Genomic DNA, 25,989 nt, shown 5'->3' on the forward strand with positions numbered 1-25,989 from the left:
TGGTGCTCGTCCGATCCTGGTGTTCGGCATCAGCAGATCCCTTTACCTTGAAGATTGAACGAGATGACGAAACATTTTCCCGAGGCGGCTAGCGATCTGCTGCGCCGCGTCGGCGATCGCCGCTTCCACACCGTGCTTGCCGATCCGCCATGGCAGTTCCAGAACCGCACCGGCAAGATGGCGCCGGAACACAAGCGGCTGAACCGCTACGCGACGATGACGCTGGACGACATTCTTGCGCTGCCGGTGGCCAGCATCGTCGGAGATCCCGCCCACCTTTACCTTTGGGTGCCGAACGCGCTGCTTCCCGAGGGCCTGCGGGTTCTCGCCGCCTGGGGTTTCGAGTACAAGAGCAATATCGTCTGGCACAAGATCCGCAAGGACGGCGGCCCCGACGGACGCGGTGTCGGTTTCTACTTCCGCAACACCACCGAACTGATCCTGTTCGGCGTCCGCGGCAAGAACGCGCGTACGCTGGCGCCGGGTCGCCGCCAGGTCAATATCATCAAGAGCCGCAAGCGCGAGCATTCGCGCAAGCCCGACGAGGCGTACGAGCTGATCGAATCGTGCTCGCCCGGCCCCTACCTCGAGATGTTTGCCCGCGGCTCGCGCGATGGCTGGACGAGCTGGGGCAAGCAGGCCGACGAGTATTCTCCTGACTGGCCGACCTATGGCAATCACTCGCAGGCCGATCTGGGTGCCGATTGGCCGCCGGCGAAGCTTTGATTGCCGACTGCAAGGCTTAGAGAAAGAGCTGCTGCACACGGTGCTCGCGTCGTGTTTGCCCGACTTGATTGGCGCCGTCGGGACAAGCTCCGGAAACGGAGAAGCTCGGTCATGACTTCCACGACCGAGCTTCTTCGTCGTGACGCTTAGACGAAGCTGTCGGCGAACAGTCCTTCGGCCCAGGTGAACATGTCCTCGTAGTTATCGCCGTTGATTTTCGGCGCCTCGTCGAGATCGACGCGATGCATGCCCTTGCCTTTGACCTTGCCGGCGGCGTCGTAGATGTCGCCGTAGTTGAAGTTGCCCGATAACCAGGACGCCGTTTTGGCCGTGATCGGGCTGAAGCACGCCGAACCGGTGGCGACGTTGCTGTCGGGCGCCTCGCCTTTGAGCGCGCGCAGGATGGCATCGGCGCAAACCTTGGCTTCGGCGTTGGCCATATGGCCCGATTTCGGCACGCCCTTGCCTTCGCTGGCGGGCACGGCGCAGGCGTCGCCGATGACGTGCACGTTCGGGTGGCCGCTGACGGCGTAGCTGAGGGCGTCGACCGGCACGAAGCCCTGCGCGTTCAAGTGCGGCAAGCCGCGGTTGCCGCCGTTTTCCGGGCCGATGGCCGCCGCCCGCTGGTTGGGAATGTAGTTGAGGACGCGGACGTTAGACCAGGTGCCGGCGCTGGTGACGATCGTGCGCGCCTGCGAATTGACCGACGATACGGTGGCGTTGGGGATGTACTCGATCATGCCGCGGTAGATGCTGTTGAAGGCCTGTTCAAAGGCCAGCGGCTCGGCCTGAATGCCGGCGTTGGCGTCGAGAACGACGACTTTGGCCAGACTGCGCTGCTTGCGCTTCAGGTAGTCGGCGACCACGCAGGCGCGTTCGTAGGGCCCGGGGGGGCAGCGGTAGGGTGACTTGGGGACGGTCAGGACGAAGGTGTCGCCGTTGCGCATGCCCGCCAACTGCTGCTTCAGCATCAGTGTTTGCAAACCGGCCTTCCAGGCGTGCGGCGTGATCTCGGGATCCCAGTCCTGCGGGTCATTGGGTGGCGGCACGAAGTCGATGCCGGGAGCGAGCACCAGGTGGTCGTAAGCGAGCTTTTTGCCATTGCTGAGGCTGACGCTGCCCGTACTGCCACCGTAGTTGATCGCCGTCACGGCCGCCTGCTCGACGATCACTCCACGTTTTTTCAGAGCGCTGTAACCCAGAGTGATGCGGTCCATCGACAGCGCGCCGGTGACCACCAGGTTGGAGAGAATACACGCGACGTGGCTCGAACTGGGTTCGACCAGGGTGACCCGAACCTGGTCAGCGCCCCAGATGCGCAGGTATTTGGCGACGCTCGCGCCGCCGAAACCACCGCCGACCACGACGACGCGCGCCGCTACCGTTGGCGCCGCGCCGACCGTGCGGGGCAAAGCGGCTGCAGCGGCGGCGATGCTCGCCAGCCTGAGAAATTCTCTTCTGTTGAAGGCATGCATGTGGGCGTCTCCCGTGGATTAGTTGTCGCCGCCGCGCGTGTACGCAGCGAGGTAGTCGGCGATGAGCTTGATCTGGGCGTCGGTGTAGCCACGCGCCTGGCGGTCCATGATGCCTTCGACCGGGCGTCGTTTCATTTCCAGGAGGTCTTTGCGCAGCTCGCTGGCGCTCTTGCCGGCGATTTCGTCAAAACCGGGGCCGTTGCCGTTGCTGCCGTGGCATTGCGCGCATTGCGAGGCCAGGAGCCGCCCGGCAGGTGGCGCCGCGTGCGCCCCCGGCGTGGCTGTCAGCAGCAGCGCAAAAGGCAGCATGAGCTGCCGTGAAATCGCCTTGAAGGACATTGTTCATACCTCCGTAAAGAACGTTCAGGCCCGACTCGCTCGAGCACCTGATGAGCCGCTTGCGACAGCGAGTGCTTCGTCGCGACCAACAGCTCCCGGCTTGCCCGGAGTCTGCAACGGCGGGAACTTCCCGGGCCTGCCAGCGTGTATTCGTTTATGGCGACCTTCCAGCGACGTGCTGTTTTCAGGAGGCCCATCTCAGTGTTATGGTCAAATCTTAAGGCGCGCTTAAGACGGCGCATTGGCGCGCCACTTCTGGGAGCGGCGAGATGCTTCTGGCGCTGCAGCATTCGCCGCTTCTGGACGCCACAAGAAACAGCGCTCGCGGCGGTCGAAGGAGGCGCCTTTATGCTCAGCCTGGCTACAGGCTGACTCGTCACCGCCCTCGTTAATCCATAATTATCGTGTTTGTGCACCGCGGCAAAAATGGTGCTATAGTGGAATCTATTGAACGCTGGCCCACGGTTTCCCAGAAGCTGTATGTATATCGTCGATGATCCCACCCTTGCGCTGATTGCCCGTTTTGTCGGCAACGCGTCGTCTGCCGGCGGCTCCGATGAGGCCTTCTTCCGTGGCCAGATCGCGGCAATCGAAGCCCACGTCGAGCGCTTTCCCGTCGCCGAGCGCGATCAGCGAGCGCTCGAGTGGATCGAGAGCAACGCCGTGCACTATCGCCAGCAGTGGCAGAAACAGTCGGCAGTCACCACGCTGGCCAGGGAACGCTGTCCCGATTGCCCGCTGTGTGGTGGCGACAAAGAGACGCCGTGCGCCATTCACCGCCGTTGGTTGAAACTCCTCGAGCGCTACGCCGCCGACCAACTCTCGTCGCGCGACTACGTTGAAATGAGCCTCACGCTGCTCAAAGGGTACAAGAACTGGCTGAAGGTGACGCAGTTGCGCGATCCCTCACGAGTCGCGAAGCAGGGCCCGAGTGGCTTGTGCGCGGGCTGACCGAGACGTCGCGGCAAAAACTCCCCGGCTAACGGTCATGACCGGTTGAGATACCCCAGATCATGAAAGTCATGACCGCCCCCGCTCACTTGCAGTGTGCATTCCGGCTTGCATGCCGGCATCGTCCGCCGGGCAGGGAGCAGGCTCCCTGAATTCCCCGCCTCACGCCGCCCTTCTCCCTGCCAGGGAAGGGCCGGGGGTGCATCTCAAGCCCCTTTGGTCTTGCACTACAGGGCGGCTACCGGCTCGCCACCGAGTGCCGTCAGCAGGTCTTCGAGCAGTTGCGCAACTTCACCGCTCATCAGCGTGAAGTCGATGTCGAAGCGTTCGTCCTGATTTTCGGCCTGGCTGTCGGCCTGTTCCTTGAGGATGTCGAGGAAGGCCAGTCGTTTGACTTGCAGGTTGTCGTCGAGGACGAAGGAGATGCGGTCGTTCCAGGTCATCGCCAGGCGTGTGACGACCTTGCCGTCGGCGATGTGCTGGCGGATTTCTTCGCCTTCCAGGGTGTGCTTGACGTAGCGCACGGTAGCCTTCTCGGCCGAGCGTAGTTCGAGATCCTGGTCGAGCGTGAAGCCTACCGGCGCTTCGCCGCTGGCGACCCAGCTGGTCATCGCCGCCGATGGCGACTGGATGACCTTGAGCACTTTGGCCGGAACGTTTTCGACCGATTTGTGCAGGTGTTCGAGGAATTCCTCGGCTTTCGCCGGCGACGGCGAGTCGATCACCAGCCAGCCGTTGCTCGGGTCGATCCAGGCCAGCGTGCTGCGGCTGCGGATGAAGGCGCGCGGCAGCAGTTCGATGGTCATTTCTTCCTGAATCTCGCGCATTTCCTTGCGGCCGATGCGGCGTCCTTCGGCTTCCTCGATGGCTTTCGCCTTGTCGCTGGCGAAGCGCTTGACGATCGACGCCGGCAGCAGTTTTTCTTCGACGCCGAGCGCCAGCAGCCATTGCTGGTTGACCGAGTGAACCAGCGTGCCACCTTCACACGGTGGCACCCAGCCGATGCTGCGCGGGTCGGTGGCGTTACAGCCCTGCAGGGTCAGCTTGGCGAGTTGTTCTTCAAGCTGGGCAAGCAGCTGGACAGGGTCGCTGGCCCAGTTTTTCGGCAGACGGTAGAGGTAGAGGTTCTTGAACCACATCGGGCGGACTCGAAAAAAGTCGGTAATTATAGGGCCGAAACGCCGCCAGCTGCGCCGCGATCGGCGCCAATCCGGACTCTGGTAGGGGTTCTGATTGGTTCGAATCCGCTGATCGTCGCTTTGCCCGGGGAGGCGTCGGGCGGCTGTGCTATCATCCGCTGTTTACAATTTTGCCCTGCCTATACGGGTCTTCTGCTGTGCTCAACTGCGATCTGCATTGTCATTCCACCTGCTCGGACGGCCTGCTGCCGGCGGCCGACGTCGCCGCGCGGGCGGCGGCGAACGGTGTCGACCTGCTGGCGCTGACCGACCACGACACGCTCGACGGCTTGCCGGCGGCGCAGGCGGCCGCGGCCGCGGCAGGGATGCGTTTCGTCAATGGCGTCGAGGTTTCCATCGAGTGGCAGGCGCTGCAGATCCATGTTCTCGGCTACGCCTTCGACCGCGATGATGCGGCCCTGAACGACGGTCTGGCAACGATTCGCTCGGGTCGCGTCGAGCGTGCGCAGCGGATGGCGGCGGAACTGGCGAAGGTCGGCATCGACGGCGCTTTCGACGGCGCGATGCGCTTCGCGGCCAATCCCAGCTTGATCAGTCGCGCGCATTTCGGTCGCCACCTGGTCGACAGCGGCGTCTGCAAGGACTTGCGCAGCGTTTTCGAGTCGTACCTGGTTCCCGGTCGGCCGGGTTATGTCGCGCATCGCTGGGCGACGCTGGCCGATGCGCTCGGCTGGATCCATGGCGCCGGCGGCATCGCGGCGGTGGCGCATCCTGGGCGCTACAAGCTGTCGCGCCCCGAGATGCGGCGTTTCCTCACCGAGTACAAGGGTCTCGGCGGGCAGGCGATCGAAGTGGTGTCCGGCAGTCACACCCAGGAACACGTCGATACCTTCGCTCGTCTGGCCAGGGAGTACGGCTTCCTGGCGTCGCGCGGCTCCGATTTTCATGGGCCGGGCGAGAGTTATTTCGATCTCGGCCGTCTGGCGCCGTTGCCGGATGGGCTAAAGCCCATCTGGGATGCGTTCTGAGCCTCGGGGAGGGGCATGGCACAGTACTTTTCGATTCATCCGGACAATCCGCAGCCGCGGCTACTGAAGCAGGCCGCTGACGTCATTCGCCAGGGTGGCGTCATCGCCTTGCCGACCGATTCGAGTTACGCGCTCGGTTGCCATCTCGGCGACAAGGCGGCGGTCGAACGGATTCGGGCGATCCGCGGCGTCGACGATCGGCACCTGCTGACGCTGATGTGCCGCGACCTGTCGCAGATCGGCCAGTTCGCGCGCGTCGACAACGCCACCTATCGCTTGCTCAAGGCGACGACGCCGGGCAGTTACACCTTCATTCTGGAAGGCACCCGCGAGTTGCCGCGGCGCGTCCTGCATCCCAAGCGCAAGACCATCGGCCTGCGCGTGCCGGCGCACGTCGTCACCCTGGCCTTGCTCGAGGCGCTCGGCGAACCGCTGCTGACGTCTACGCTGATCATCGCCGGCGACGACGAGCCGCTGACCGAGGCCTGGGACATCCAGGAGCGGCTCGAAAGCCAGCTCGAACTGATCCTCGATGGCGGCAGCTGCGGTCTCGAGCCGACAACCGTTGTCGATCTGACCGCCGCGCTGCCGCAGCTGGTGCGCGCGGGACTGGGGCCGCTGGCGCCTCTGGGCCTGGATTAGGGATTAGGAAACTCGTATGAACACAGCTTCGGTGATTCAGACCATCGCCATCGCCGCCTTGCCGGTGATCCTGGCGATTACCCTGCACGAGGCCGCGCACGGTTACGCAGCGCGCCATTTCGGCGACCCGACGGCCTGGCAGGAGGGGCGGATCACCGCCAACCCGCTGAAGCACATCGACCCGGTCGGGACGATCCTGGTACCGATCGGCATCCTGCTGCTGTCGAGTGGTGGCATCCTGTTCGGCTGGGCCAAGCCGGTGCCGGTCAACTTCGGTCGCCTGCGCCATCCCAAGCGCGACATGCTGTGGGTCGCCGCCGCCGGGCCGGGCGCCAATCTGGCGATGCTGCTGTTCTGGGCGGCGATAATGAAGCTGGTGTTGCTGCTGCCGGTCAATTTCTTCAGCCTGCCGATGGCCGAGATGGCCAAGATCGGGATGATCATCAACCTCGCGCTGATGGTCCTCAATCTGTTTCCGCTGCCGCCGCTCGACGGCGGCCGCATCGCCGTCAGCCTGCTGCCGTCGCCTGCCGCCTGGCGCTTCGCGCAACTCGAACGTTTCGGTTTTCCGATTCTCTTGCTGCTGCTCTTCACCGGCGCCCTGAGTTGGCTGTTGACGCCGGTGATGGGTCTGGTAATGGGCGTGATCTACTTCATTTTTCAATTTCCCGTCTGAGTCGCCGGAGCGCAAATGTACGCAGAACGAGTCCTCTCCGGCATGCGGCCGACCGGCAGCCTGCACCTGGGTCACTACCACGGCGTCCTGAAGAACTGGCTCACGCTGCAGCACCAGCATCCCTGCCTGTTCTTCGTCGCCGACTGGCACGCGCTGACCACCCAGTACGACGACCCGCAGGGAATCGTCGGCTCGTCGTGGGAGATGATCATCGACTGGTTGGCGGCCGGCGTCGACCCGACGCAGGCAACGCTGTTCATCCAGTCGCAGGTTCCCGAGCACGCCGAACTGCATTTGCTGCTGTCGATGATGGCGCCGCTCGGCTGGCTCGAGCGCGTGCCGACGTACAAGGATCAGCAGGAAAAGCTCGAGAGCAAGGACTTGTCGACCTACGGTTTTCTCGGTTACCCGCTGCTGCAGTCGGCCGACATCCTGATCTATCGCGCTGACAAGGTGCCGGTCGGCGAGGACCAGGTGCCGCACATCGAGTTTTCGCGCGAAGTCGCCCGCCGCTTCAACCATCTCTATGGACGCGAGGCGGGCTTCGATGAGAAAGCCAGGGAGGCGGTCAAGAAGCTTGGCTCCAAGCGCGCGCGCTCGTTCACCCAGCTGCGCACCTACTTCCAGCAGAACGGCGACAAGACCGCGGTCGAGCGTGCGCATGCGCTGCTTGACGAAGTGGCCGATCTGGCGCCGGCCGATCGTGAGCGCCTCTGCGGCTATCTCGAAGGCACCGGCAAGATGATCCTCGTCGAGCCGGGCGCCTTGCTCACCGCCGCGTCGCGGATGCCCGGGCTCGACGGCCAGAAAATGTCCAAGTCCTACGGCAACACCATCACCCTGCGCGAGGACGCCGCGTCGGTGACGCAGAAGGTCAGGCGGATGCCGACCGACCCGGCGCGTATTCGCCGCGACGACCCGGGTAATCCGGACCTCTGTCCGGTCTGGCAGCTGCATCAGGTCTATTCCGACGAGACCTGCCAGGCCTGGGTGCAGCAGGGTTGTCGCAGCGCCGGCATCGGTTGCCTGGAATGCAAGCAGCCGGTGATCGACGGCATCCTCGCCGAGCAGGAGCCGATGCGCGAGCGCGCCCAGCCCTACCTCGACGACCCACGGCTGGTTCGCGAAATCATCGCCGACGGTAATCGTAAGGCGCGCCAACTGGCCCGCGAAACGATGCGCGACGTGCGTGCGGCGATGGGGCTGGACTACAGCTGAGTGTCGGTCGCCGAGCACTCCACCAGCGGCGCTGGCGCCACAGCCGTCGCCGACGTGCCGGCGGCGGCTGTGGCGACGCCGCTGGCCATGATCTACGGGCAGCCGCTGACGCAACTGCCGCTCGACCTGTACATCCCGCCCGACGCCATGGCGGTGATGCTCGACGCTTTCGAGGGGCCGCTCGACCTGCTGCTGTACCTGATTCGCAAGGCCAATGTCAATGTCCTCGACATTCCGATGGCGCCGCTGACCGAGCAGTACCTGGTCTACGTCGAGGCCATGCGCTCGCAGAATCTCGAACTGGCCGCCGACTATCTGGTGATGGCGGCGATCCTGATCGAAATCAAGTCGCGGATGCTGCTGCCGCGACCGAAGGCGCTCGAGGGCGAAGAAGCCGAAGACCCGCGCGCCGAACTCGTGCGGCGGCTGATCGAGTACGAGCAAATGAAGTTGGCGGCGTACGCGCTCAATGAGCTGCCGCAGGCCGAGCGCGATTTCGAGTGGGCCGAGGCGTGGGTCGAGAAGGCGCTGCGCCGACGCTTGCCCGAGGTGACGGTGTTCGACCTGCAGGATGCCTGGCACGCGATCCTTCGCCAGGCCAGTTTGCACACCCATCACATGGTGCAGCGCGAGGAGCTGTCGGTGCGCGAGCATATGGCGCTGATCCTGCGGCAGCTGCGCGACGCCGGCGGCTTCGTCGAATTCGGCGAACTGTTCGATCCGGCGCTGGGCGCGCCGGTGCTGGTCGTGCATATGTTGGCGCTGCTCGAACTGGCGCGCGAGCAGCTGCTCGAAATAACGCAGGTCGAAGCCTTTGCACCGATTTACCTGAGGTTGGCTGATGACTCCGGAAAACGCAAAGACTCCCGATGAGCCATCGATGGACGCTTTGCCGGCTAGTGCCAGCGAGCTCAAGCGGGTGCTCGAGGCGGTCCTGCTGAGTAGCCGCGAACCGGTGTCGGTGCTCGAATTGCGCAAGGTCTTCGAAGACCGCGTTGGCGCCGACGCCTTGCGCGCTCTGCTCGAAGAGCTGCGCGTCGAATGGCGCGAGCGACCGCTCGAGTTGTTGCCGCTGGCGAGCGGTTGGCGTTTCCGCACGCGCGCCGAGTACATGCCGTATCTTGAGCGGCTGAATCCGGAAAAGCCGCCGCGCTACTCGCGCGCGGTTCTCGAAACACTGGCGATCATTGCCTACCGGCAGCCGGTGACGCGTGGCGATATCGAGGATATCCGCGGCGTGACGGTCGCCACGCAGGTGATCCGGGTGCTCGAGGAGCGCGGCTGGGTCGACGTCGTCGGCCATCGCGATACACCCGGGCGGCCCGGTTTGCTGGCTACGACACGAAAATTTCTCGACGACCTCGGTTTGCGCAGCCTTGCCGAGTTGCCACCCCTGGAACCACTCAATTCGGACATGGACCTCGCTGATGGCCAATAGCAAGCGCAAATTAGATACCAATCCTTCCTCCTCGCCGCGGCCGCCGCGGCCGCCGCGAGTGCCACGGCCGCCACGGCCGTCGGCTCCCGACGAGCCGGCGCTCGAGACCAGCAGGCGCCGGCCAGCCACCGATCCGTCGGCGCGCGGCCGCCACCAGGAGGCGCCGGCCGAGCCCGAGCGCCTGCACAAGCTGCTGGCCCAAAGCGGCATCGGTTCGCGGCGCGAGATGGAGGAGCTGATCGCTGCCGGCCGGGTCAGCGTCAATGGCGAGACTGCACGCATCGGTCAGAGCGTCGGCCCGGGTGAGCGGGTGAAGGTCAACGGCAAGCTGGTCAATGTTCGTTTCTCGAACCGTCTGCCGCGGGTGCTGATCTACCACAAGCCCGACGGCGAGATCGTCTCGCGCAACGACCCCGAGCATCGGCCAAACGTCTTTACGGCAATGCCGCGGCTGTCGCTCGGCCGCTGGGTGGCGGTCGGTCGCCTCGACTTCAACACCAGTGGTCTGCTGCTGCTGACGACCTCGGGCGACCTCGCCAACCGCTTGATGCATCCGCGTTACCAGCTGATCCGCGAATACGCAGTACGGATTCTCGGCGATCTCCCCGACGAATCGCGGCAGCGCCTGCTCGATGGCATCGACCTCGACGATGGCCCGGCGAATTTCGCCAGCTTTCAGGACGCCGGTGGCGACGGCGCCAATCGCTGGTACCGGGTGTCGCTCTTCGAGGGCCGAAACCGCGAGGTGCGGCGTATGTTCGAAGCCGTCGGCGTCGTCGTCAGCCGTCTGATGCGCGTTCGCTACGGGCCGATCGCGCTGCCGCCCAACCTCAAACGCGGGCAGGTCGTCGAGCTCAGCGAGCCCGAGGTGAAGCGTCTGCTGACCGGTTTCGGCATGGAAAATCCACAGCCCGATCGAACGCCAAGGCGTCCGCGCGAGCGCTGAACACTTTTCTCGAAGCGCCGCCTGACTGCGCTTGGCAAAGCGTCAGCTCGGCGGCCTGCGGCAATCGCGCCGGAAAGCCAGCGCTGAAGCATGACTGCGCCAGCCCAGTACTGGCAAGGCGTTGCGGTGGGCAGGCAAAAAAGGTTTCGCACAAGGGAGCTAGACAGCCGGGGGGACTTCTGGCAGGATAGGTGGAGGGTCATTGGTCCACGTTTCAGCCGGAGGTATCGTGGTGGTTGCAACGAGCGAAGGGGAGTGGGTGCACTGCGGTCGCGTATTCAGCGCCGCGGAGATCGCCGAGGTGTGCGGGACGGTGGCGTGGCTGCCGGGATTGGCGCGCAAGGAGTTGGCGGCGACGGTCTGCGAGCACCTGGGGTGGACCACTCTGACAGGGACGGCGAAGATCAGCGCCTGCCTGGAGTTTCTGGAGCGTTTGCAGGCGGCCGGGCTGCTGACACTGCCGGCGATAAGGCCGTCGTCAGCACGCCGTTGCGCGCCGCCCGCGGCACCCGTAGATACGGTCACCGGGGAGCTTCCCGTGCACTGCGCCCTGTCGGCACTCGCACCGGTCTGCCTGGAAGTCGTTCGCGACGCGGCGTTGGTGGCGCAGTGGGATGCGCTGGTGGCGCGCTGGCACCCACTGGGTTTCCAGGGGGCCTTCGGCTACCGCCTGCGCTACTTCATCACGGCGGGCGACCGGCGGCTCGGCAGCGTCCTGCTGGCCGGCGCTGCCCGCGCGGTCGCCGTGCGCGACCGCTGGATCGGCTGGACGGCCCAGGCCCGCCGCGAGAACCTGGCGCGGGTGGTGAACAACAGCCGCTTCCTGATCTTTCCCCACGTCCGGGTGCCGCATCTGGCCAGTCATGTGCTCGGACAACTCGCGCGCCGCGCACGCGCGGACTGGCTCGATCACTGGGGCTTCGAGCCCCTGTTGCTGGAGACTTTCGTCGATCCTCGTCACTATACCGGCACCTGTTACCGCGCGGCCGGTTGGCAGTTGCTCGGGGCAACCAGCGGGCGCGGGCTGGCCCGCCCCGGCCAGTCGTATCGCAGCACGCCCCGCCAGGTGTGGCTCAAACCGCTGAGCGCCGATTGTCGCGACCGGCTGTGTGCCGCCCCTGGGAGCTCCCGGCCATGAGCAAACCCTGCCGTCGCCCGACACGCGCTGCCCTCAAGGAGCTGCGCTCAGAGAAGAAACGGCAGGAAAAGGCACTGAACGCGAAACGGCGCGCGAGTGGACAAGTCCTCCACTCCCCCACTTCTCTGCCCAACCGATGCTCAGCCTTCGCGACCGTCGGCGAGGAAAGGGAGGCCCGCGAGGACGCCGTGAGCAAAAAGACGCGTCTCCTGCGCAAAGAGCTACCCGCCTTGCTCGAGCAACTGGAACAAATTCCCGACCCGAGAGACCCCAGGAAGCGCCGCCACAAGCTGACCGCGCTGCTGCTTTACGGTCTGCTGATGTTCGTCTTTCAGTTCTCCTCTCGGCGCGAGACCAACCGCGAAATATCCCGTCCCCAGTTCATGGCCAACCTCCACCTGCTGTTCCCGGAGATCGAGACCCTACCACACGCCGACACCCTGTTTCGGCTGCTGCGCGACATCGACCTTGACCACCTTGAGCAGGCCCACGTCGATCTGGTGAAGCGGCTGATCCGCGGCAAGAGCTTCCGCCGCTATCTGATCAACCACTGCTACCCCATCGCCATCGACGGCTCGCAGAAGGTCGCCGGCGACACCCTCTGGGCGGAGGAACTCCTCCAGCGCACCGTCGGCAAGGAGGAAACCCGCCACACCCAGTACTTCGTCTACGTCCTCGAGGCCAGCCTGGCTTTCCACAACGGCCTGGTCGTCCCACTGCTCAGCGAGTTCCTCGAACACGCGCTGGGCGATACCGAAGCACAAAAGCAGGACTGCGAGCTGCGCGGCTTTGTGCGCTTGAGCGACCGGCTCAAGACGCTGTTCCCCCGCCTGCCGATCCTGCTCCTGCTCGACGGCCTTTACGCCAACGGGCCGGTGATGCAGCGCTGCTTGCGCGCCCACTGGCAGTTCATGATCGTGCTTAAGGACAAGGATTTGTCCACGGTCTGGCAGGAGTTCCGCGCACTCCACGCCCTGAAGCCACAAGCCGTGCAGCGCGCTTGGGGAAGGCGCCGACAACACTTCAGCTGGGTCAACGACATCGACTACGCCTTCGCGGCCAACGGGCGTCAGCGTCTCAAGCTGAACCTGGTGGTCTGTGAGGAAAGCTGGGAAAAGATCGATGAACAGGCCAGGACCGTCACCGAAACATCGCGCCACGCCTGGCTCTCCAGCCAACCGCTCAGACAAGACAATGTCCATGAGCGCTGCAACCTCGGTGCCCGCCACCGTTGGGGCATCGAAGCGGGCTTCCTCGTCGAAAAACATCAGGGCTACCACTACGAGCATGCCTTTGCCCTCGACTGGAATGCCATGAAAGGCTATCACCTCCTCATGCGCCTGGCGCATGTGTTCAATACCCTGGCACGTTTCACCCGGCAGTTACGCAACCTGTATCAAGAACTCGGTGTGCGCGGCGCCATCGCCTTCATCCGTAATTCCTGTGCTGCGCCCTGGCTTGACCCAGCACGCCTGCGTCTGCTTCTCGCCGAACCGTTCCTGCTGCAACTCGAATAACCTTGCCCAGGCCTGCCCAACACATCTTCCCAAGCGCGGCGCACCCCGCGCCGGGAAAGGCTCGCCTGGCGATCGTAACGGAGCTCCCTCGACCTCTCCTGTCCCACTGACTGAACACCAAACCCCCGCGCCGCAAGCGCTCCCTTGCCGCTAGCCAACCCCCATCTGGCCGCCTCGGCGGCGAAAGTGGGCGTAACCGGCAAGTGCTGTCGATTCGGGGAGGTCATGCGTCAGGGCTGCCGGAAAGCTCCGAGCATGGACAGGCGCGGGGCAAATCGGCAATAATCGACGGATATTTTTACGGCACACGTCATGAAGTTCCTCTTCGATCTATTTCCGGTCATCCTTTTCTTTATCGCCTACAAGACCGGCGACATCTATGTGGCGACCGGCGTGGCGATGGCCGCCAGTTTTGCGCAGATCGGCTGGCTATGGTTCAGGGGGCGCAAGATTGACACCATGCTGTGGGTCAGCCTGGTGGTGATCACCGTCTTCGGCGGTATGACGCTGATCCTTCACGACGAGTCGTTTATCAAGTGGAAGCCGACGATCCTGTACTGGGTGTTTGCCGCGGTGCTGCTCGGTGGCATGCTGTTCCTGAAGAAGAACCTGATCCGCAGCTTGCTGGCCGAGCAGATGGAACTGCCGGAAGTCGCCTGGACCAAGCTCAACTGGGCATGGGCCGGCTTCTTTCTGTTCATGGGCGTGATCAATCTGTGGGTGGCGTTCAACTTTTCCACCGACGATTGGGTGAACTTCAAGCTTTTCGGTGCCACCGGCTTGATGCTCGTTTTCGTCCTCGCGCAGGGCTTTTTGCTATCGAAGTACATGGAGGAGAAGAAATGATGTTTTACGCCATCGTCGGCGAAGATCGTCCCGATTCGCTCGCCGACCGTCTCGCCGCCCGGCCGGCGCACATCGCGCGGCTACAGGCGCTGCAGGAGGAGGGCCGGCTGTTGCTGGCGGGCCCGTTTCCAGCGATCGATTCGCCGGACCCAGGTCCTGCCGGTTTCTCGGGCAGCCTGATCGTCGCCGAATTCGCATCACTGGTCGCCGCCCGGAGCTGGGCCGATGCTGATCCCTACGTCGCCGCCGGCGTTTACCAGGCGGTCAGCGTCAAGCCATTCAAGAAAGCGTTGCCGGCGTGAGTCTGGCGCCGGTCGCGGCCGCTGCGGCGCGTGATGAGGTCATCCACCAGCGCCTCGCGGTCCTGGCGCCGCTGCGTCTCGAGCTGATCGACGATTCGGCTCGGCACGCAGGCCATGAAGGCGCCAAAGGCGGCGGCGGCCACTATCGCCTGCTGATTGTTTCGCCGGCTTTTGCCGGCGAGGGCCGGCTGGCGCGTCACCGCCGGGTGCTCGAGGCGCTCGGCGACCTGATGGACAGCCGGATTCACGCCCTGAGCATCAAGGCGCTGAGCCCCGACGAAGTCAGCACAATCGCAGCGGTCAGCCCCTGATTCCTGCATCGCACATCGCACATCGCACTATCCGATCCCACCCCCCATCTCAACTGAAGGAAAGAAGACATGCTCAAGCTCTCCAAGCTGGCCGGCGCACTGTTGCTCGGCGCACTGATCTCACTACCGGCGACCGCCGCCGACAAAGCCAAGGGCAACACGCTGGCGACCGTAAACGGCGTTGCCATCTCGCAGACCGTCGCCGATGCCTTCCTCTCCGAACAAGAGGCGCAAGGTGCTGCCGACACGCCGCAACTGAAAAACGCCATCCGCGAAGAGCTGATTCGCCGTGAGTTGCTGGTCCAGCAAGCCAAGAAGATGGGTCTGGACAAGAACCCCGAGGTTGCTGCACAGGCCGACCTGGCCCGGCAGGCGATTTATATCCGGGCCTTTGTCCAGGATTACGTCAAGAAGCATCCGATCAGCGACGAGCAGGTCAAGGCCGCGTACGACCGCCTGAAGGCGCAGATGGGCACCACCGAGTACAAGTTGCGGCACATCCTGGTCGACAAGGAAGAAGACGCCAAGCTGATCATCGTCAACCTCAAGAAGGGCCAGAAATTCGAGGAACTGGCGACGCAGTCCAAAGACCCCGGTTCGCGTGAAAAAGGCGGCGACCTCGGCTGGACGAGCACCGCCAGCTTTGTCAAACCCTTCGGCGATGCCGTCGCCGGCATGACCAAGGGCAAGTACAGCGAAACGCCGGTGAAGACCGATTTCGGCTACCACGTGATTCTGCTCGAAGACACGCGGCCGCTGACGCCGCCGCCCTTCGACCAGATCAAGCAGCAATTGGCGCAGCGCCTGCAGCAGGAGCAGATCCAGAAACTGGTCAACGAGCTGCGTGCCAAGGCGAAGGTCGACTAAGCGAGCGACACCGTCAAAAGAAAAAGCGCCGGTTTGCCGGCGTTTTTTTTGTGCGCGTCCTCGCCATGAGGGTGTCGGTGCGTGCCGCCCTTGGCACGCCAAAAAGGCAACACGACGCCAGCGACGGCGCCCGCTGTGGTCAGCGCCTAGCCGACCCAGCGGCGGGCGTTGTGGAACATCCGCAACCACGGCGAATCGTGCCAGCCGCGGGCTTCCCAGTCGGCCGGGTGCCAGGACATCTGGACGCTGCGAAAGACACGTTCGGGGTGCGGCATCATGATCGAGAAGCGACCGTCGGCGGTGGTCAGCGCGGTGATGCCGGCCGGGGAGCCGTTCGGATTGCCCGGATAGGCCTCGCTCGGCTGGCCGGCGTGGTCGATATAGCGCATCGCCACCAGCGCCCGCGCCTGCTCGTCGGGCGAGCCGAAGACGGCGCGTCCCTCGCCGTGCGAAACGACGATCGGCAGGCGACTGCCGGCCATTCCGGTGAAGAAGATCGACGGCGACGCCGGCACTTCGACCATCGAGAAGCGCGCCTCGAACTGCTCGACGCGGTTGCGTTCGAAGCGCGGCCAGGCGTCGGCGCCAGGGATCATTTCCTTGAGCGCACTGAGCATCTGGCAGCCGTTGCAGACGCCCAGGGCGAAAGTATCGGGGCGCGCGAAGAAAGCCGAGAAGCTGTTGCGTGCGCGCTCGTTGAAAAGAATCGTGCGGGCCCAGCCCTGGCCGGCGCCGAGCACGTCACCGTACGAGAAGCCGCCGCAGGCGACGGCGCCCTTGAAGTCGGCGAGCGCGACGCGACCGGCGAGGATGTCGCTCATGTGTACGTCGATGGCGGCAAAGCCCGCACTATCGAAAGCGGCAGCCATTTCGACGTGGCCATTGACGCCTTGTTCGCGCAGGATCGCGACGCGCGGGCGCAGGCCGCTGTTGATCATCGGCGCCGCGACGTCGTCGCTCGGGTCGAAGCTCAGTGTCACCGAGAGGCCGCGGTCTTCGGTGTCGAGGATCTGGTCGTAGGCCTGCTGCGCACATTCCGGGTTGTCGCGCAGTTGCTGCATGCGGAAACTGGTTTCGGACCACGCGCGTTGCAGGTCGACGCGCGGCTCGGCAAGAACCGCTTTGGCGTTGCGGATGATGCGGATCTGGTCCCAGGGGTTGGGCGCGCCGATGAACTGCGTGCACGCGCCCAGCCCGGCAGCGCGCAGAACGCTCATTACGCGGCTGCGTTCGGCGCGGCGAATCTGCACGACGGCGCCGAGTTCCTCGTTGAACAGCGCGCGCATCAGCAACTCGAAGGAACGGCCGGCGAGCAGGTTGGGTCGCTTCTCGTTGCCGTCGACGTCGCTGCTCAGCGGGTCGTAGCAGAGGCCATCGGTGTCGATCGAAACGCCGCAATGCGACGCGAAGGCCATCTCGCAGACGGTCGCGAAGAGGCCGCCGTCGGAGCGGTCGTGGTAGGCGAGCAGCAGCTCGTCGGCGGCCAGCTGACGTACCGCGGCGAAGAAGGCGACCAGCAGCGCCGGCTCGTCGACGTCGGGTGTCTTGCTGCCGGTGGCGTTGAAGACCTGTGCCAGCGCCGAGCCGCCGAGGCGGTTACGGCCGTCGCCGAGATCGATCAACAGCAGGTCGGTTTCGCCAGCGTCGAGTACCAGTTGCGGGGTCAGCGTCCGGCGCGCGTCGTGCACGCGCGCGAAGGCGGTGACGATCAGCGACAAGGGCGAAACAACCTGTTTCTGTTCGCCCGCTTCTTCCTCGCTACCGTCGTGCCAGGCGCTGCGCATCGACAGCGAATCCTTGCCGACCGGGATCGCCACGCCGATTTTTTGACACAGCTCGGAGACCGCACGGACGGTGTCGAAAAGGCGTGCATCCTCACCCGGGAAACCGGCGGCGGCCATCCAGTTGGCCGACAGCTTGACGTCGCCGAGTGTCGCCACGTCGGCGGCGGCGATGTTGGTCAGCGCCTCGCCGACCGCCATCCGTCCGGAAGCCGGCGCATCGATCACCGCCAGCGGTGCGCGTTCGCCGATGGCGAAGGCTTCGCCGAGGTAGCCAGAGAAAGCCATCAGCGTGACCGCGACGTCGGCGCAAGGCACTTGCCACGGGCCGACCATCTGGTCGCGGGCGCTCAGGCCGCCAACCGAACGGTCGCCGATGCTGATCAGGAAGGTCTTGTCGGCGACCGCCGGCAGCCGCAGGACGCGGCCGGCCGCTTCGCGCAGTTCGACGCTGGTGGCGTCGAAGGCCACCGTTGGCGCCGGCAGATGGGTGACGCGGCGGGTCATCCGTGGTGGCTTGCCGAGCAGCGCGTCCATGTCCATGTCGACCGGTTGGTTGCCGAAATGGCTGTCGGTGACGAGCAGGCGCTTGTCGTTGGTGGTCACGCCGACGACCGCGAAGGGGCAGCGCTCGCGCTCGCAGAGCGCCTTGAATTCGCTCAGGCGCGCAGGCGCAATGGCCATCACGTAGCGCTCCTGCGCTTCGTTGCACCAGATTTCGGCCGGCGACATCCCCGGCTCCTCGATGTGGATCGCTCGCAGCTCGAAGCGCGCGCCGCAGCCAGCGCCGTGCGCGAGTTCGGGCAGGGCGTTGGAAATTCCGCCAGCGCCGACGTCGTGCACCGAGAGGATCGGATTGCCGTCGCCGGCCGCCGATCCGTCGCCGGCCGGGGCGCCCATTTGCCAGCAGCGGTCGATGACCTCCTGTGCGCGCCGCTGGATTTCCGGGTTGCCGCGTTGCACCGACGCGAAGTCGAGGTCGGCGGTATTGCTGCCGGTAGTCATCGAGCTGGCGGCGCCGCCGCCGAGGCCGATCAGCATCCCCGGGCCGCCGAGCTGGATCAGCAGCGTTCCGGCCGGCAGCGTCGCGGCCTTGAACGACTGGCTGGCGGCGATGCTGCCGACGCCGCCGGCGACCATGATCGGCTTGTGGTAGCCGCGCAGCAAGCGCGCTTCGGGATTCTCGGCGCTGCCGGTGAACTGCTCGTAGGTACGGAAATAGCCAGCCAGGTTCGGGCGGCCGAACTCGTTGTTGAAGGCGGCAGCGCCGATCGGCGCTTCGAGCATGATCGCCAGCGGCGAAGCGATGCGTGCCGGCCGCCCGTAGTGGGCCGATTCGGCTTCCCAGGGCTGCAGCGCACCGGGGATGTTGAGGTTGGAGACCGAGAAACCACACAGGCCGGCTTTTGGCTTCGAGCCGCGGCCGGTCGCGCCTTCGTCACGAATCTCGCCGCCGGAGCCCGTTGCCGCGCCCGGGAAAGGCGAAATTGCCGTCGGGTGATTGTGCGTCTCGACCTTGGCCAGGATGTGCGTCAGTTCGTCGTGCCAGACGTATTGACCGTCGGCGGCGGCGTGAAACAGCGGCACGCTGGCGCCCTCGATGACCGACGAATTGTCCGAGTAGGCGACGACGGTTCCCGCCGGATGCGCCTGGTGCGTCGCCCGGATCATGCCGAACAGCGTCTCGCTGCGGGCTTGCCCGTCGATTACCCACGAAGCGTTGAAGATTTTGTGTCGGCAGTGTTCGGAATTGGCTTGCGCGAACATCATCAGCTCGACGTCGGTTGGATTGCGCTGCGCCTTGCCGAACAGCTCGACGAGGTAATCGACTTCGTCGTCCGACAGCGCGAGTCCGAGGCGAGCATTGGCTTCGGCCAGCGCGGCCTGGCCGCCCGCCAGCAGATCAACGCTGGCCAGTGGCTGCGGCGGCAAGTGGTGGAACAGCGCGGCGGTCTGCGCGAAGTCGTCGCTGACGGTTTCCAGCATGCGGTCGTGGAGCAGCGCGGCGATCGTTGCACGTTCGAGCGCCGACAGCCGGCGCTTGCCGGCGCTTAGCCGGTAGGCGATGCCGCGTTCGATGCGCTCGACGGCGAGCAGGCCGCTGTTGCAGGCGATGTCGGTGGCTTTTGACGACCACGGTGAGATGGTGCCGACCCGCGGGGTGACCAGGAACAGTTCGCCACTGCTGGCGGCGGCCTCGGCTTGCTCGTCGAGCAGCACCGCCAGTTGCCGCCGCTCATCGTCACCGAGCGCGCTGCGCAGGGCGACAAAATGCCAGTAATCGGCGGCGGCGATGCGTATCGCCGGGACGCCGGGAACGGCGCTCGCGACGCGCTGCTGCAGACCCTGCAGACGGAAAGACGAAAACGCGGCGGCGCCGCGGAGAAAGAGGATGTCGGCCATGGCGGGCGGGCTGCAGAGAAGGGCAGGCAAAGCTGCGGGCGGGAAGAAAGCCTGGAAAGATCGGCGAGGAGCCGCGATTATAGCCGACCGCGGCGGTGCTCCGGCGGTCGCCGGCTCGCTGGCGGTGCCAGCCGCCATGCCCACGGCGGGCGAGGGCAAGGGTCATGACTTTGCTGATCTGGGGTATCTCAACAGCTCATCACCCTTAGCCCTTGCTGGCCCGCAGATTTTTCCGACGATGGCCGCAAAGCGTTTATCCTATAGCGCCTGCCGCAACAGCTTGCGGCTGGTCGGCCGGATTGGCCACGAGTAGCCAGGATTCGCAACGATTTGCCACCAGTTCGGGCCGGCCGGGACGATCGTCAAGACCAAAATTCGCTGCATGCCATTCGGGTACATGATTCAAGATGCACAAGTTGTTCGCTCTCGCAGCCTTGCTGCTCGCCTTACCGGTCTTCGCCGCTGTGCCGCAATTGCAGGCGCCAGACGCGGTGCGCGACCTGCTGCGAAACTATCTCGATTTGGGGGACGTCAGCGACGCGCCGGAGCGGGCCGCGTTCGAGCGCCGCATGCAGCGCGAAGTGCCGGCTCTGTTGGCGACCGAGGGTTACTTCTCGCCAGTCGTGGTCGTCAGCGAGCGTGCTGGTGAGCTGCTGCTCGAGGTCGACCCGGGGCCGCGATCGAGCATCGGCAGCGTGCGCATCGAAATTGTCGGTGATCTCGAAGCGGCGCGTCGGGAGACCTTGCTCAAGGGTTGGAAGCTGCCGAGTGGCGAGCCCTTCCGGCAGTCCGCTTGGGACGACGCCAAGCAATCGCTGCTGGCCGATTTGCTTGCCGTAGACTTCGCGGGCGGTCAACTGCAGGACAGTCGCGCGGAAGTCCACCCGGACGAGCAGCGGGTCGATCTGGAGGTCGTCGTCGTCGCCGGTCCGCGCTACAGTTTTGGCGAGCTGAAGATCAGTGGTCTGAAACGCTACTCGGCGGCGTTGATCGAGCGCTACAACCATAGCGTTGCGGCGGGTGATCCGTACAGCGAGGAGCAGCTGCTGGCTTTGCAGGCGACCTTGCAGGACACGCCGTTCTTCGGATCGGTAACCGTTGCGCTCGATCGCAGCAAGGAAGCCGACAGCTCGCCGCTGCCGGCCGATGGGCGGGTCAGTGCGCCGGTACTGGTCCATGTCCGCGAGCTGGCGCCGTATCAGGTGGCGCTGGGCGCGGGTTACAGCACCAATACCGGTGCGCGCGTCGAGGCCAACTACCGCAGCGCTGATTTTCTTGAGCGCGCCTGGGAATTGCACACCGGCGTGCGTATCGAGCAACTGCGGCAGACGGCGTACGCCGACGTTTTCTTTCCACCCGACGAGCGGCGGCGGCGCGATGGTGTCGGCATGGCTTTCGAGAGCTCCGACATCCAGGATCTGGCGCTTGAGGGCTACTCGGTGGGAGCCACGCGCGTTCAGAAGCGCGGCAGCGTCGAGCAGCGCCTGGCGCTCAACTGGCTGGAAGAAAAGCAGACGCCGAAGGGTTCACCGAGCACCACCAACCAGGCCTTGACCGCACAGGCTGGCTGGACCTGGCGCGATGCGCCCAATCCGCTGAATGTCGCCGAGGGGATGGCGCTGCAGTTCCAGCTTGGCGGCGGCAGCAAGCAGCTGCTTTCCGATCAGAACTTTCTGCGGACCTATCTTCGTTATGCTCAGGGCGTGCCGCTTGGCGCCAGCGATGGCTTGTTTTTTCGCGCCGAGTTGGGCGTCACCTTTGCGCCTTCAAGCGATGGCATTCCGCAGAGTTTTCTTTTTCGCACCGGCGGCAGCAACTCGGTGCGCGGCTACGCGTATCAAAGCCTCGGCGTGCCGAGCGGCTCGGCGGTTGTCGGTGGGCGTTATCTGATGACCATGAGCGGTGAATACACGCACTGGCTGACGCCGTCGTGGGGTGCCGCGGTATTTGTCGACGCCGGCGACGCCCAGGACAGCCGCGATGCCTTCGACCTGGCCCTCGGCTACGGCCTTGGCGCACGCTGGAAGAGCCCACTCGGGCCGCTTGGTGTGGACCTCGCTTACGGCCAGCGCGAAGGCAAAGTGCGCCTGGACTTTTCCCTGTCGGTGCCGTTTTGAACGCCGCGTCCGAGCCGCCCGAGCCGCCCAAAACGCCCGACCCAATGGAGCTGGAGCACGCCGCGTCGCCAGCGTCGCCAGCGTCGCCGCGCAAACGGCGCCGCTGGCCGTGGCTGCTGCCGCCTGGCGCCTTGTTGACGCTCCTCGTCGCACTCGCCTGGCTGCTGGCGACCGAGAGTGGTTTCCGCCTGGCTTGCCAGGGTCTCGAGAAACTTGCCGGTGGCCAGCTGACGCTCAGCGAACCGACGGGTTCGCTGGCCGGCTCGCTGGCCCTGCGGTCGATCCATTGGCGGGATGCGACGGTCGACGTGCAGCTGCAGGACCTGCAGTTCGACTGGCGCCCGGCCGAGCTGCTGCAGCCGCGACTCGCGGTCAGCCGTCTGGCAGCGACGAGTCTGCGCGTCGCGAGCCTGCCCAGCGACGAGCCGTCGACGCTGCCGGGCAGCCTGCGTCTGCCGCTGCCGGTGGATATCGAGCAGCTCGAGGTCGGCCGTATCGAGGTCGGCGACTACGCTTCTCCCGAGGGCAAGGCGGCGACGCTGGTCGAAGCGCTGGCCGCGACGCTGGCCAGCGACGGTGCTGGGCATCGCGTGTCGGCACTGCGCGCCAGCGTCAGTAGCCTGGCGGTCAGTGGCGAGCTGTCGCTGGCGGCCGAGCAGCCGTACGCACTGGCGGCGAAGGCGGCGATCGAGGGGCAGGCGGCTGGCCGCGATCTGGCCTTCGATCTCAGCGCCGACGGCTCGCTCGAAGAGCTCGTCGTCCGCGGCAGCGGCCGGCCGCTAGCCGCAAAAGCGGGTGAGAACTTCGCCGGCCAGGTGACGGCCACGGTCAAGCCCTTCCTGGCACAGCCGATCGTCGAACTGGTCGCCAGCTTGACGGGCGTCGACCCGGCGGCGTGGAGTCCGGGTGCGCCGCAGGCGGCGCTTGATCTGAGCGTTGATTTGCGGCCGCTCGGCGATGCACCGGACGGCCTCGGCGGGCGCCTGAAGATGCTCAATCGGCGCCCCGGTGCCGCCGACCGGCAGTTGCTGCCGGTCGAATCGCTGCACAGCGGTCTGCGTCTGAGCGACGACGCGTTGCAACTGGCCGATCTTGATCTCCGTTTGTCGGGCGGCGGACGCTTGCGCGGCAGCGGCGTGCTGCGCGCCAGCGAATTGACGCTGCGCCTGACGGCGACGGCGCTCGACGCGAGTGCGCTGTACAGCAGCCTGCGGCGAACAAGACTTGCCGGTCCCTTGCGCGCCAGCCTGGGCCTCAATCAGCAGTTGCTCGAAACCGAATTGCGCGATCCGCAGTTCACCGTCGGCAGCAAGATTGCCATTCGCCCGACCGAGATCGTCGTCGAGCAGCTGCGACTGCAGAGCGCCGACGCGAGTCTGCTCGCCAGCGGCAAGCTCGGCCTGGTCGACAGCGGCAAGTTCGCGGTGCAGGGAAGCCTGAAGAATTTCGATCCCAGCCGCTTTGCCGACGTGCCGGCGGCGCGTCTCAATGCCGAGTTCGACGCCCACGGCAGCAGGCAGCCACAGCTCGCTCTCGGTCTGCGCTTTCAACTGCACGACAGTCGTTTTCGTGGCCAGTCGGTGACCGGCAAAGGCGATGTCGACCTGCTCGGCGAACGGCTGCGCAAGGCCGACGTCGAGCTCAACGCGGCCGGCAACCAGCTGACGGCGAAAGGCGCGTTTGGCGCCCGTGGCGACCGCCTGATGGTGACCATCGCGGCTGCGAAACTCGATCCGTTGGGCGTCGATGGCGATGTCAACGGCACGCTGGTTCTGGGCGGCAGCAGCAAGTCGCCGGAAGTGTCGGCAGACCTGCGGTCGGCGCGCCTGGCGGCGAAGGGCTTCGGTGAAATCCGCGGCCTCGATCTCGCGGCCCGTCTCGGCGATGGCCACGACGGGCTGGTCTCGGGCAAGCTGCAGCTGGCGGGGATGGACCTGGCTGACGGCACGACGCTCTTCAGCAAGCTGCTGCTCGACGCCGACGGCGTCCGCAGCGCGCACCGTTTGCGCGGCCAGATCGCGCTGCCGGGCAAACGCGATCTGCGTCTGTTGCTCGAAGGCGGCCTGGCGACGCCGGCCAGCGGCCCGCTGTGGACCGGTACGCTGAGCGAGCTGAGCGTGTCTTCGCTGCTCAGCAAGGACAAGCCTTTCGTTCGTCTCGCCGGGCCGCTGCCCTTGCAGGCTTCTGCCGAGCGCTTCAGTGCCGGCCCCGCGGAGTTCGTCGGGCCGGCGTGGTCGGCGCGTCTCGAGCGGGTGCTGGTTGAAGGGCCGCGCTGGCAGACGGCCGGTAGTCTGCGCGGCCTGCCGCTGGTGGCGACGCTCGCCGAGTTCCCGGAATGGTTCGACGACGCGACCATGGTCACCGCCAAGGGCAGTAGTGAGGCGCTACGCCTGAATGCCGAATGGGATCTGGCGAACAGCGGCAGCAGCGCTACGGGCGGCAAGCGCAAGACGCCGAAAGTCGCGGTGCCGACGGGTAGCCTGCGGCTGTGGCGCGACAGCGGCGACGTGTCGATCGGTGCCGTGCCGCTCGGTCTCGAGGAGGCGATCGTCAGTTTGCTGGCCAGGGATGGCCGTGTTGACGCCGAGCTCAAGTTGCGCGGCAAGCAGCTCGGTGAGCTGAGTGGCGCCTTGAGCGCGGCCGGTGCCGCCGACACCCTGATCAATCCACGGGCGCCATGGCAAGGTCAGCTCAAACTGAATGTTTCGGATCTGGCCTGGGCGGCGCGGCTGTTGGGCGAAGGATGGCAGTTGGGCGGTCGCCTGGCGGGCCAAATCCAGCTCGCCGGAACACCCGAGAAACCTCAGCTCAGCGGCGAATGGCGGGGTGACGGCCTGGCCATCCGCGCGCTCGACCACGGCATGCGACTGGAGCGCGGCAAGCTGCTGCTGCAACTGACGGGTGAGCAGCCAGGTGACGTACGCCTGCTTCTCAAGCAGCTTGTTTTTGAAAGCGATTTGCAGCCGATGCCGCGCACGCTGGCGCTCGATCCGGGAATCGATGTGGCGGCCCTGACCGGCAAACCCGGTAGCGTCGAGGCCAGTGGCGAGTTGCACCTTGGCAGTACCGACGGCGTTCTCAAGCTGCACGCCGACCGTCTGGGTGTGACGCAGCGTGACAATCAATGGATGCTCGTTTCCGGCGACGCCCAGTTGACACTCGGCCAGAAAGCGCTCGACGTCGTCGGCAAGTTCAAGGTCGACGCTGGCTACTGGGAGTTGGCCAAGAGCGGTACGCCGAAGTTGTCGGAGGATGTGGTGATCGTCCGCAAGGGGGCGGGCAAGGCGACGGCGCCAGCGGCGGCTCGTTTGTTGTCACTGGACATTGACGCCGACCTCGGGCGCCACTTCCGTTTCCGCGGCGCTGGCGTCGAAACCCGTCTGGCAGGCTCGCTCAAGATCGAGTCCGAAGGAACCGGGCTGCCGCGGGCGGTCGGTTCGATTCGTACCGTCGGCGGTCGTTTCGACGCCTACGGTCAGAAGCTGGCGATCGAGCGCGGGATTCTCAACTTCCAGGGCTTGATCGACAATCCGGGCCTCAACATCCGGGCGATTCGTAGCAATCTGCCGGTCGAGGCCGGCGTCGAGGTCACCGGCACCGCCCGGCGGCCGATCATCAAGCTGGTTTCCGACCCCGTGGTTCCCGACGCCGAAAAACTTTCGTGGCTGGTTCTCGGGCACGCGTCCGACCATGAGGGGGGCGGCGGGTCGTCGGTACTGCTGGCTGCCGCACAGACGCTGTTCGGCGGTCAGGACGGCGGCACGCTGAGCAAGCTGCAGCACAGTCTGGGAATCGACGAGTTCGGCGTCAGCAGCGGCACGATCGACGGTTCCGGCCGCTCGCAGACCAGCAGCATTGCCAACACCGGTTCATTCGGTTCGAGCAATACGACGAGTGGGCAGATCGTCAGCGTCGGCAAACGCCTGTCGTCGGACGTGCTGATCAGCTACGACCAGTCGCTGACGACCGCCGAAAGCGTCGTCAAGCTGACCGTCTTCCTCAATCGCAATTTCTACGTCGTCGGTCGCGCCGGCTCCGACAACGCGGTGGACTTCTTCTGGAAATACCGCTTCGGTCGCTAGTCTCGTGGTGCACGCTGTATGGAACATGCGCGGCGACGGAGGTGGCG

Annotated in this window: 22 protein-coding genes; 18 read left to right on the top strand and 4 right to left on the bottom strand. The window is 65.4% G+C overall.

Annotation, left to right across the window (positions count from 1 at the left end):
- Positions 1 to 63 precede the first annotated feature (63 nt).
- Complete coding sequence (locus QZ656_RS02740; RefSeq protein ID WP_291991936.1) at positions 64 to 726, top strand: MT-A70 family methyltransferase; 663 nt, start codon at positions 64 to 66, stop codon at positions 724 to 726.
- 146 nt (positions 727 to 872) lie between these two features.
- On the opposite strand, the gene QZ656_RS02745 is transcribed toward QZ656_RS02740, so the two are convergent.
- Together QZ656_RS02745 and QZ656_RS02750 are read right to left on the bottom strand one after the other, a co-directional pair.
- Positions 873 to 2,201 (bottom strand): FAD/NAD(P)-binding oxidoreductase, encoded by a 1,329-nt coding sequence (locus QZ656_RS02745; protein ID WP_291991937.1) that lies wholly within the window; start codon positions 2,199 to 2,201, stop codon positions 873 to 875.
- 18 nt (positions 2,202 to 2,219) lie between these two features.
- Complete coding sequence (locus QZ656_RS02750) at positions 2,220 to 2,540, bottom strand: c-type cytochrome (protein ID WP_291991938.1); 321 nt, start codon at positions 2,538 to 2,540, stop codon at positions 2,220 to 2,222.
- A gap of 480 nt (positions 2,541 to 3,020) precedes the next feature.
- On the opposite strand from QZ656_RS02750, the gene QZ656_RS02755 reads away from it, so the two are divergent.
- Positions 3,021 to 3,491, top strand: a complete 471-nt coding sequence (locus tag QZ656_RS02755; protein WP_291991939.1) for a hypothetical protein — start codon at positions 3,021 to 3,023, stop codon at positions 3,489 to 3,491.
- 227 nt (positions 3,492 to 3,718) lie between these two features.
- Here the strand turns inward: QZ656_RS02755 and QZ656_RS02760 are convergent, their stop codons facing one another.
- Positions 3,719 to 4,630: a recombination-associated protein RdgC gene (locus QZ656_RS02760; RefSeq protein ID WP_291991940.1), complete on the bottom strand. Its 912-nt coding sequence runs from the start codon at positions 4,628 to 4,630 to the stop codon at positions 3,719 to 3,721.
- Positions 4,631 to 4,827: 197 nt separating this feature from the next.
- On the opposite strand from QZ656_RS02760, the gene QZ656_RS02765 reads away from it, so the two are divergent.
- The 13 genes from QZ656_RS02765 to QZ656_RS02825 all read left to right on the top strand — a co-directional run bounded on the left by QZ656_RS02765 (position 4,828) and on the right by QZ656_RS02825 (position 15,559).
- Positions 4,828 to 5,658, top strand: coding sequence for a 3',5'-nucleoside bisphosphate phosphatase (locus QZ656_RS02765; protein WP_291991941.1), 831 nt, complete (start codon positions 4,828 to 4,830; stop codon positions 5,656 to 5,658).
- A gap of 15 nt (positions 5,659 to 5,673) precedes the next feature.
- Complete coding sequence (locus QZ656_RS02770; RefSeq protein ID WP_291991942.1) at positions 5,674 to 6,300, top strand: L-threonylcarbamoyladenylate synthase; 627 nt, start codon at positions 5,674 to 5,676, stop codon at positions 6,298 to 6,300.
- Positions 6,301 to 6,316: 16 nt separating this feature from the next.
- A complete protein-coding gene (locus QZ656_RS02775) occupies positions 6,317 to 6,976 on the top strand; it encodes a site-2 protease family protein (protein WP_291991943.1) in 660 nt (219 codons plus the stop codon).
- A 15-nt stretch (positions 6,977 to 6,991) separates the two neighbouring features.
- The gene (locus tag QZ656_RS02780; RefSeq protein WP_291991944.1) at positions 6,992 to 8,194 is read left to right on the top strand and encodes a tryptophan--tRNA ligase; all 1,203 of its coding nucleotides are present in this window, start codon (positions 6,992 to 6,994) and stop codon (positions 8,192 to 8,194) included.
- Positions 8,195 to 9,067 carry a ScpA family protein gene (locus QZ656_RS02785; RefSeq protein WP_291991945.1) on the top strand — a complete coding sequence of 291 codons (873 nt, stop codon included), beginning with the start codon at positions 8,195 to 8,197 and terminating at the stop codon, positions 9,065 to 9,067.
- A 7-nt stretch (positions 9,068 to 9,074) separates the two neighbouring features.
- On the top strand, positions 9,075 to 9,632 hold the full coding sequence (scpB, locus tag QZ656_RS02790) for an SMC-Scp complex subunit ScpB (protein ID WP_291991946.1): 558 nt from the start codon (positions 9,075 to 9,077) through the stop codon (positions 9,630 to 9,632).
- Positions 9,622 to 10,578: a pseudouridine synthase gene (locus QZ656_RS02795; RefSeq protein ID WP_291991947.1), complete on the top strand. Its 957-nt coding sequence runs from the start codon at positions 9,622 to 9,624 to the stop codon at positions 10,576 to 10,578. Before scpB ends, QZ656_RS02795 begins: the two co-directional genes overlap by 11 nt.
- A gap of 229 nt (positions 10,579 to 10,807) precedes the next feature.
- The gene (locus QZ656_RS02800) at positions 10,808 to 11,716 is read left to right on the top strand and encodes a DUF4338 domain-containing protein (protein WP_291991618.1); all 909 of its coding nucleotides are present in this window, start codon (positions 10,808 to 10,810) and stop codon (positions 11,714 to 11,716) included.
- Positions 11,713 to 13,233 carry a transposase family protein gene (locus tag QZ656_RS02805; protein ID WP_291991619.1) on the top strand — a complete coding sequence of 507 codons (1,521 nt, stop codon included), beginning with the start codon at positions 11,713 to 11,715 and terminating at the stop codon, positions 13,231 to 13,233. The genes QZ656_RS02800 and QZ656_RS02805 overlap by 4 nt, the downstream gene beginning before the upstream one ends.
- A 312-nt stretch (positions 13,234 to 13,545) precedes the next feature.
- The gene (locus tag QZ656_RS02810; RefSeq protein WP_291991948.1) at positions 13,546 to 14,079 is read left to right on the top strand and encodes a septation protein A; all 534 of its coding nucleotides are present in this window, start codon (positions 13,546 to 13,548) and stop codon (positions 14,077 to 14,079) included.
- Positions 14,079 to 14,381 (top strand): YciI family protein, encoded by a 303-nt coding sequence (locus tag QZ656_RS02815; RefSeq protein ID WP_291992117.1) that lies wholly within the window; start codon positions 14,079 to 14,081, stop codon positions 14,379 to 14,381. The genes QZ656_RS02810 and QZ656_RS02815 overlap by 1 nt, the downstream gene beginning before the upstream one ends.
- A gap of 2 nt (positions 14,382 to 14,383) precedes the next feature.
- On the top strand, positions 14,384 to 14,692 hold the full coding sequence (locus QZ656_RS02820) for a BolA family protein (protein ID WP_291992118.1): 309 nt from the start codon (positions 14,384 to 14,386) through the stop codon (positions 14,690 to 14,692).
- Positions 14,693 to 14,761: 69 nt separating this feature from the next.
- The gene (locus QZ656_RS02825; protein ID WP_291991949.1) at positions 14,762 to 15,559 is read left to right on the top strand and encodes a peptidyl-prolyl cis-trans isomerase; all 798 of its coding nucleotides are present in this window, start codon (positions 14,762 to 14,764) and stop codon (positions 15,557 to 15,559) included.
- 146 nt (positions 15,560 to 15,705) lie between these two features.
- Here the strand turns inward: QZ656_RS02825 and purL are convergent, their stop codons facing one another.
- Positions 15,706 to 19,743: a phosphoribosylformylglycinamidine synthase gene (gene purL, locus QZ656_RS02830; RefSeq protein ID WP_291991950.1), complete on the bottom strand. Its 4,038-nt coding sequence runs from the start codon at positions 19,741 to 19,743 to the stop codon at positions 15,706 to 15,708.
- Between purL and QZ656_RS02835 the strand changes: the two genes are divergently transcribed.
- From QZ656_RS02835 to QZ656_RS02845, 3 genes are all read left to right on the top strand, one after another.
- Positions 19,733 to 20,056 (top strand): hypothetical protein, encoded by a 324-nt coding sequence (locus QZ656_RS02835; RefSeq protein ID WP_291991951.1) that lies wholly within the window; start codon positions 19,733 to 19,735, stop codon positions 20,054 to 20,056. The genes purL and QZ656_RS02835 overlap by 11 nt on opposite strands.
- Positions 20,057 to 20,150: 94 nt before the next feature.
- Complete coding sequence (locus QZ656_RS02840) at positions 20,151 to 21,860, top strand: BamA/TamA family outer membrane protein (protein WP_291991952.1); 1,710 nt, start codon at positions 20,151 to 20,153, stop codon at positions 21,858 to 21,860.
- A complete protein-coding gene (locus QZ656_RS02845; RefSeq protein WP_291991953.1) occupies positions 21,857 to 25,942 on the top strand; it encodes a translocation/assembly module TamB domain-containing protein in 4,086 nt (1,361 codons plus the stop codon). The genes QZ656_RS02840 and QZ656_RS02845 overlap by 4 nt, the downstream gene beginning before the upstream one ends.
- Positions 25,943 to 25,989: the final 47 nt, after the last annotated feature.

The organism is Candidatus Accumulibacter sp. ACC003, assembly GCF_907163085.1.
Lineage (GTDB): Bacteria > Pseudomonadota > Gammaproteobacteria > Burkholderiales > Rhodocyclaceae > Accumulibacter.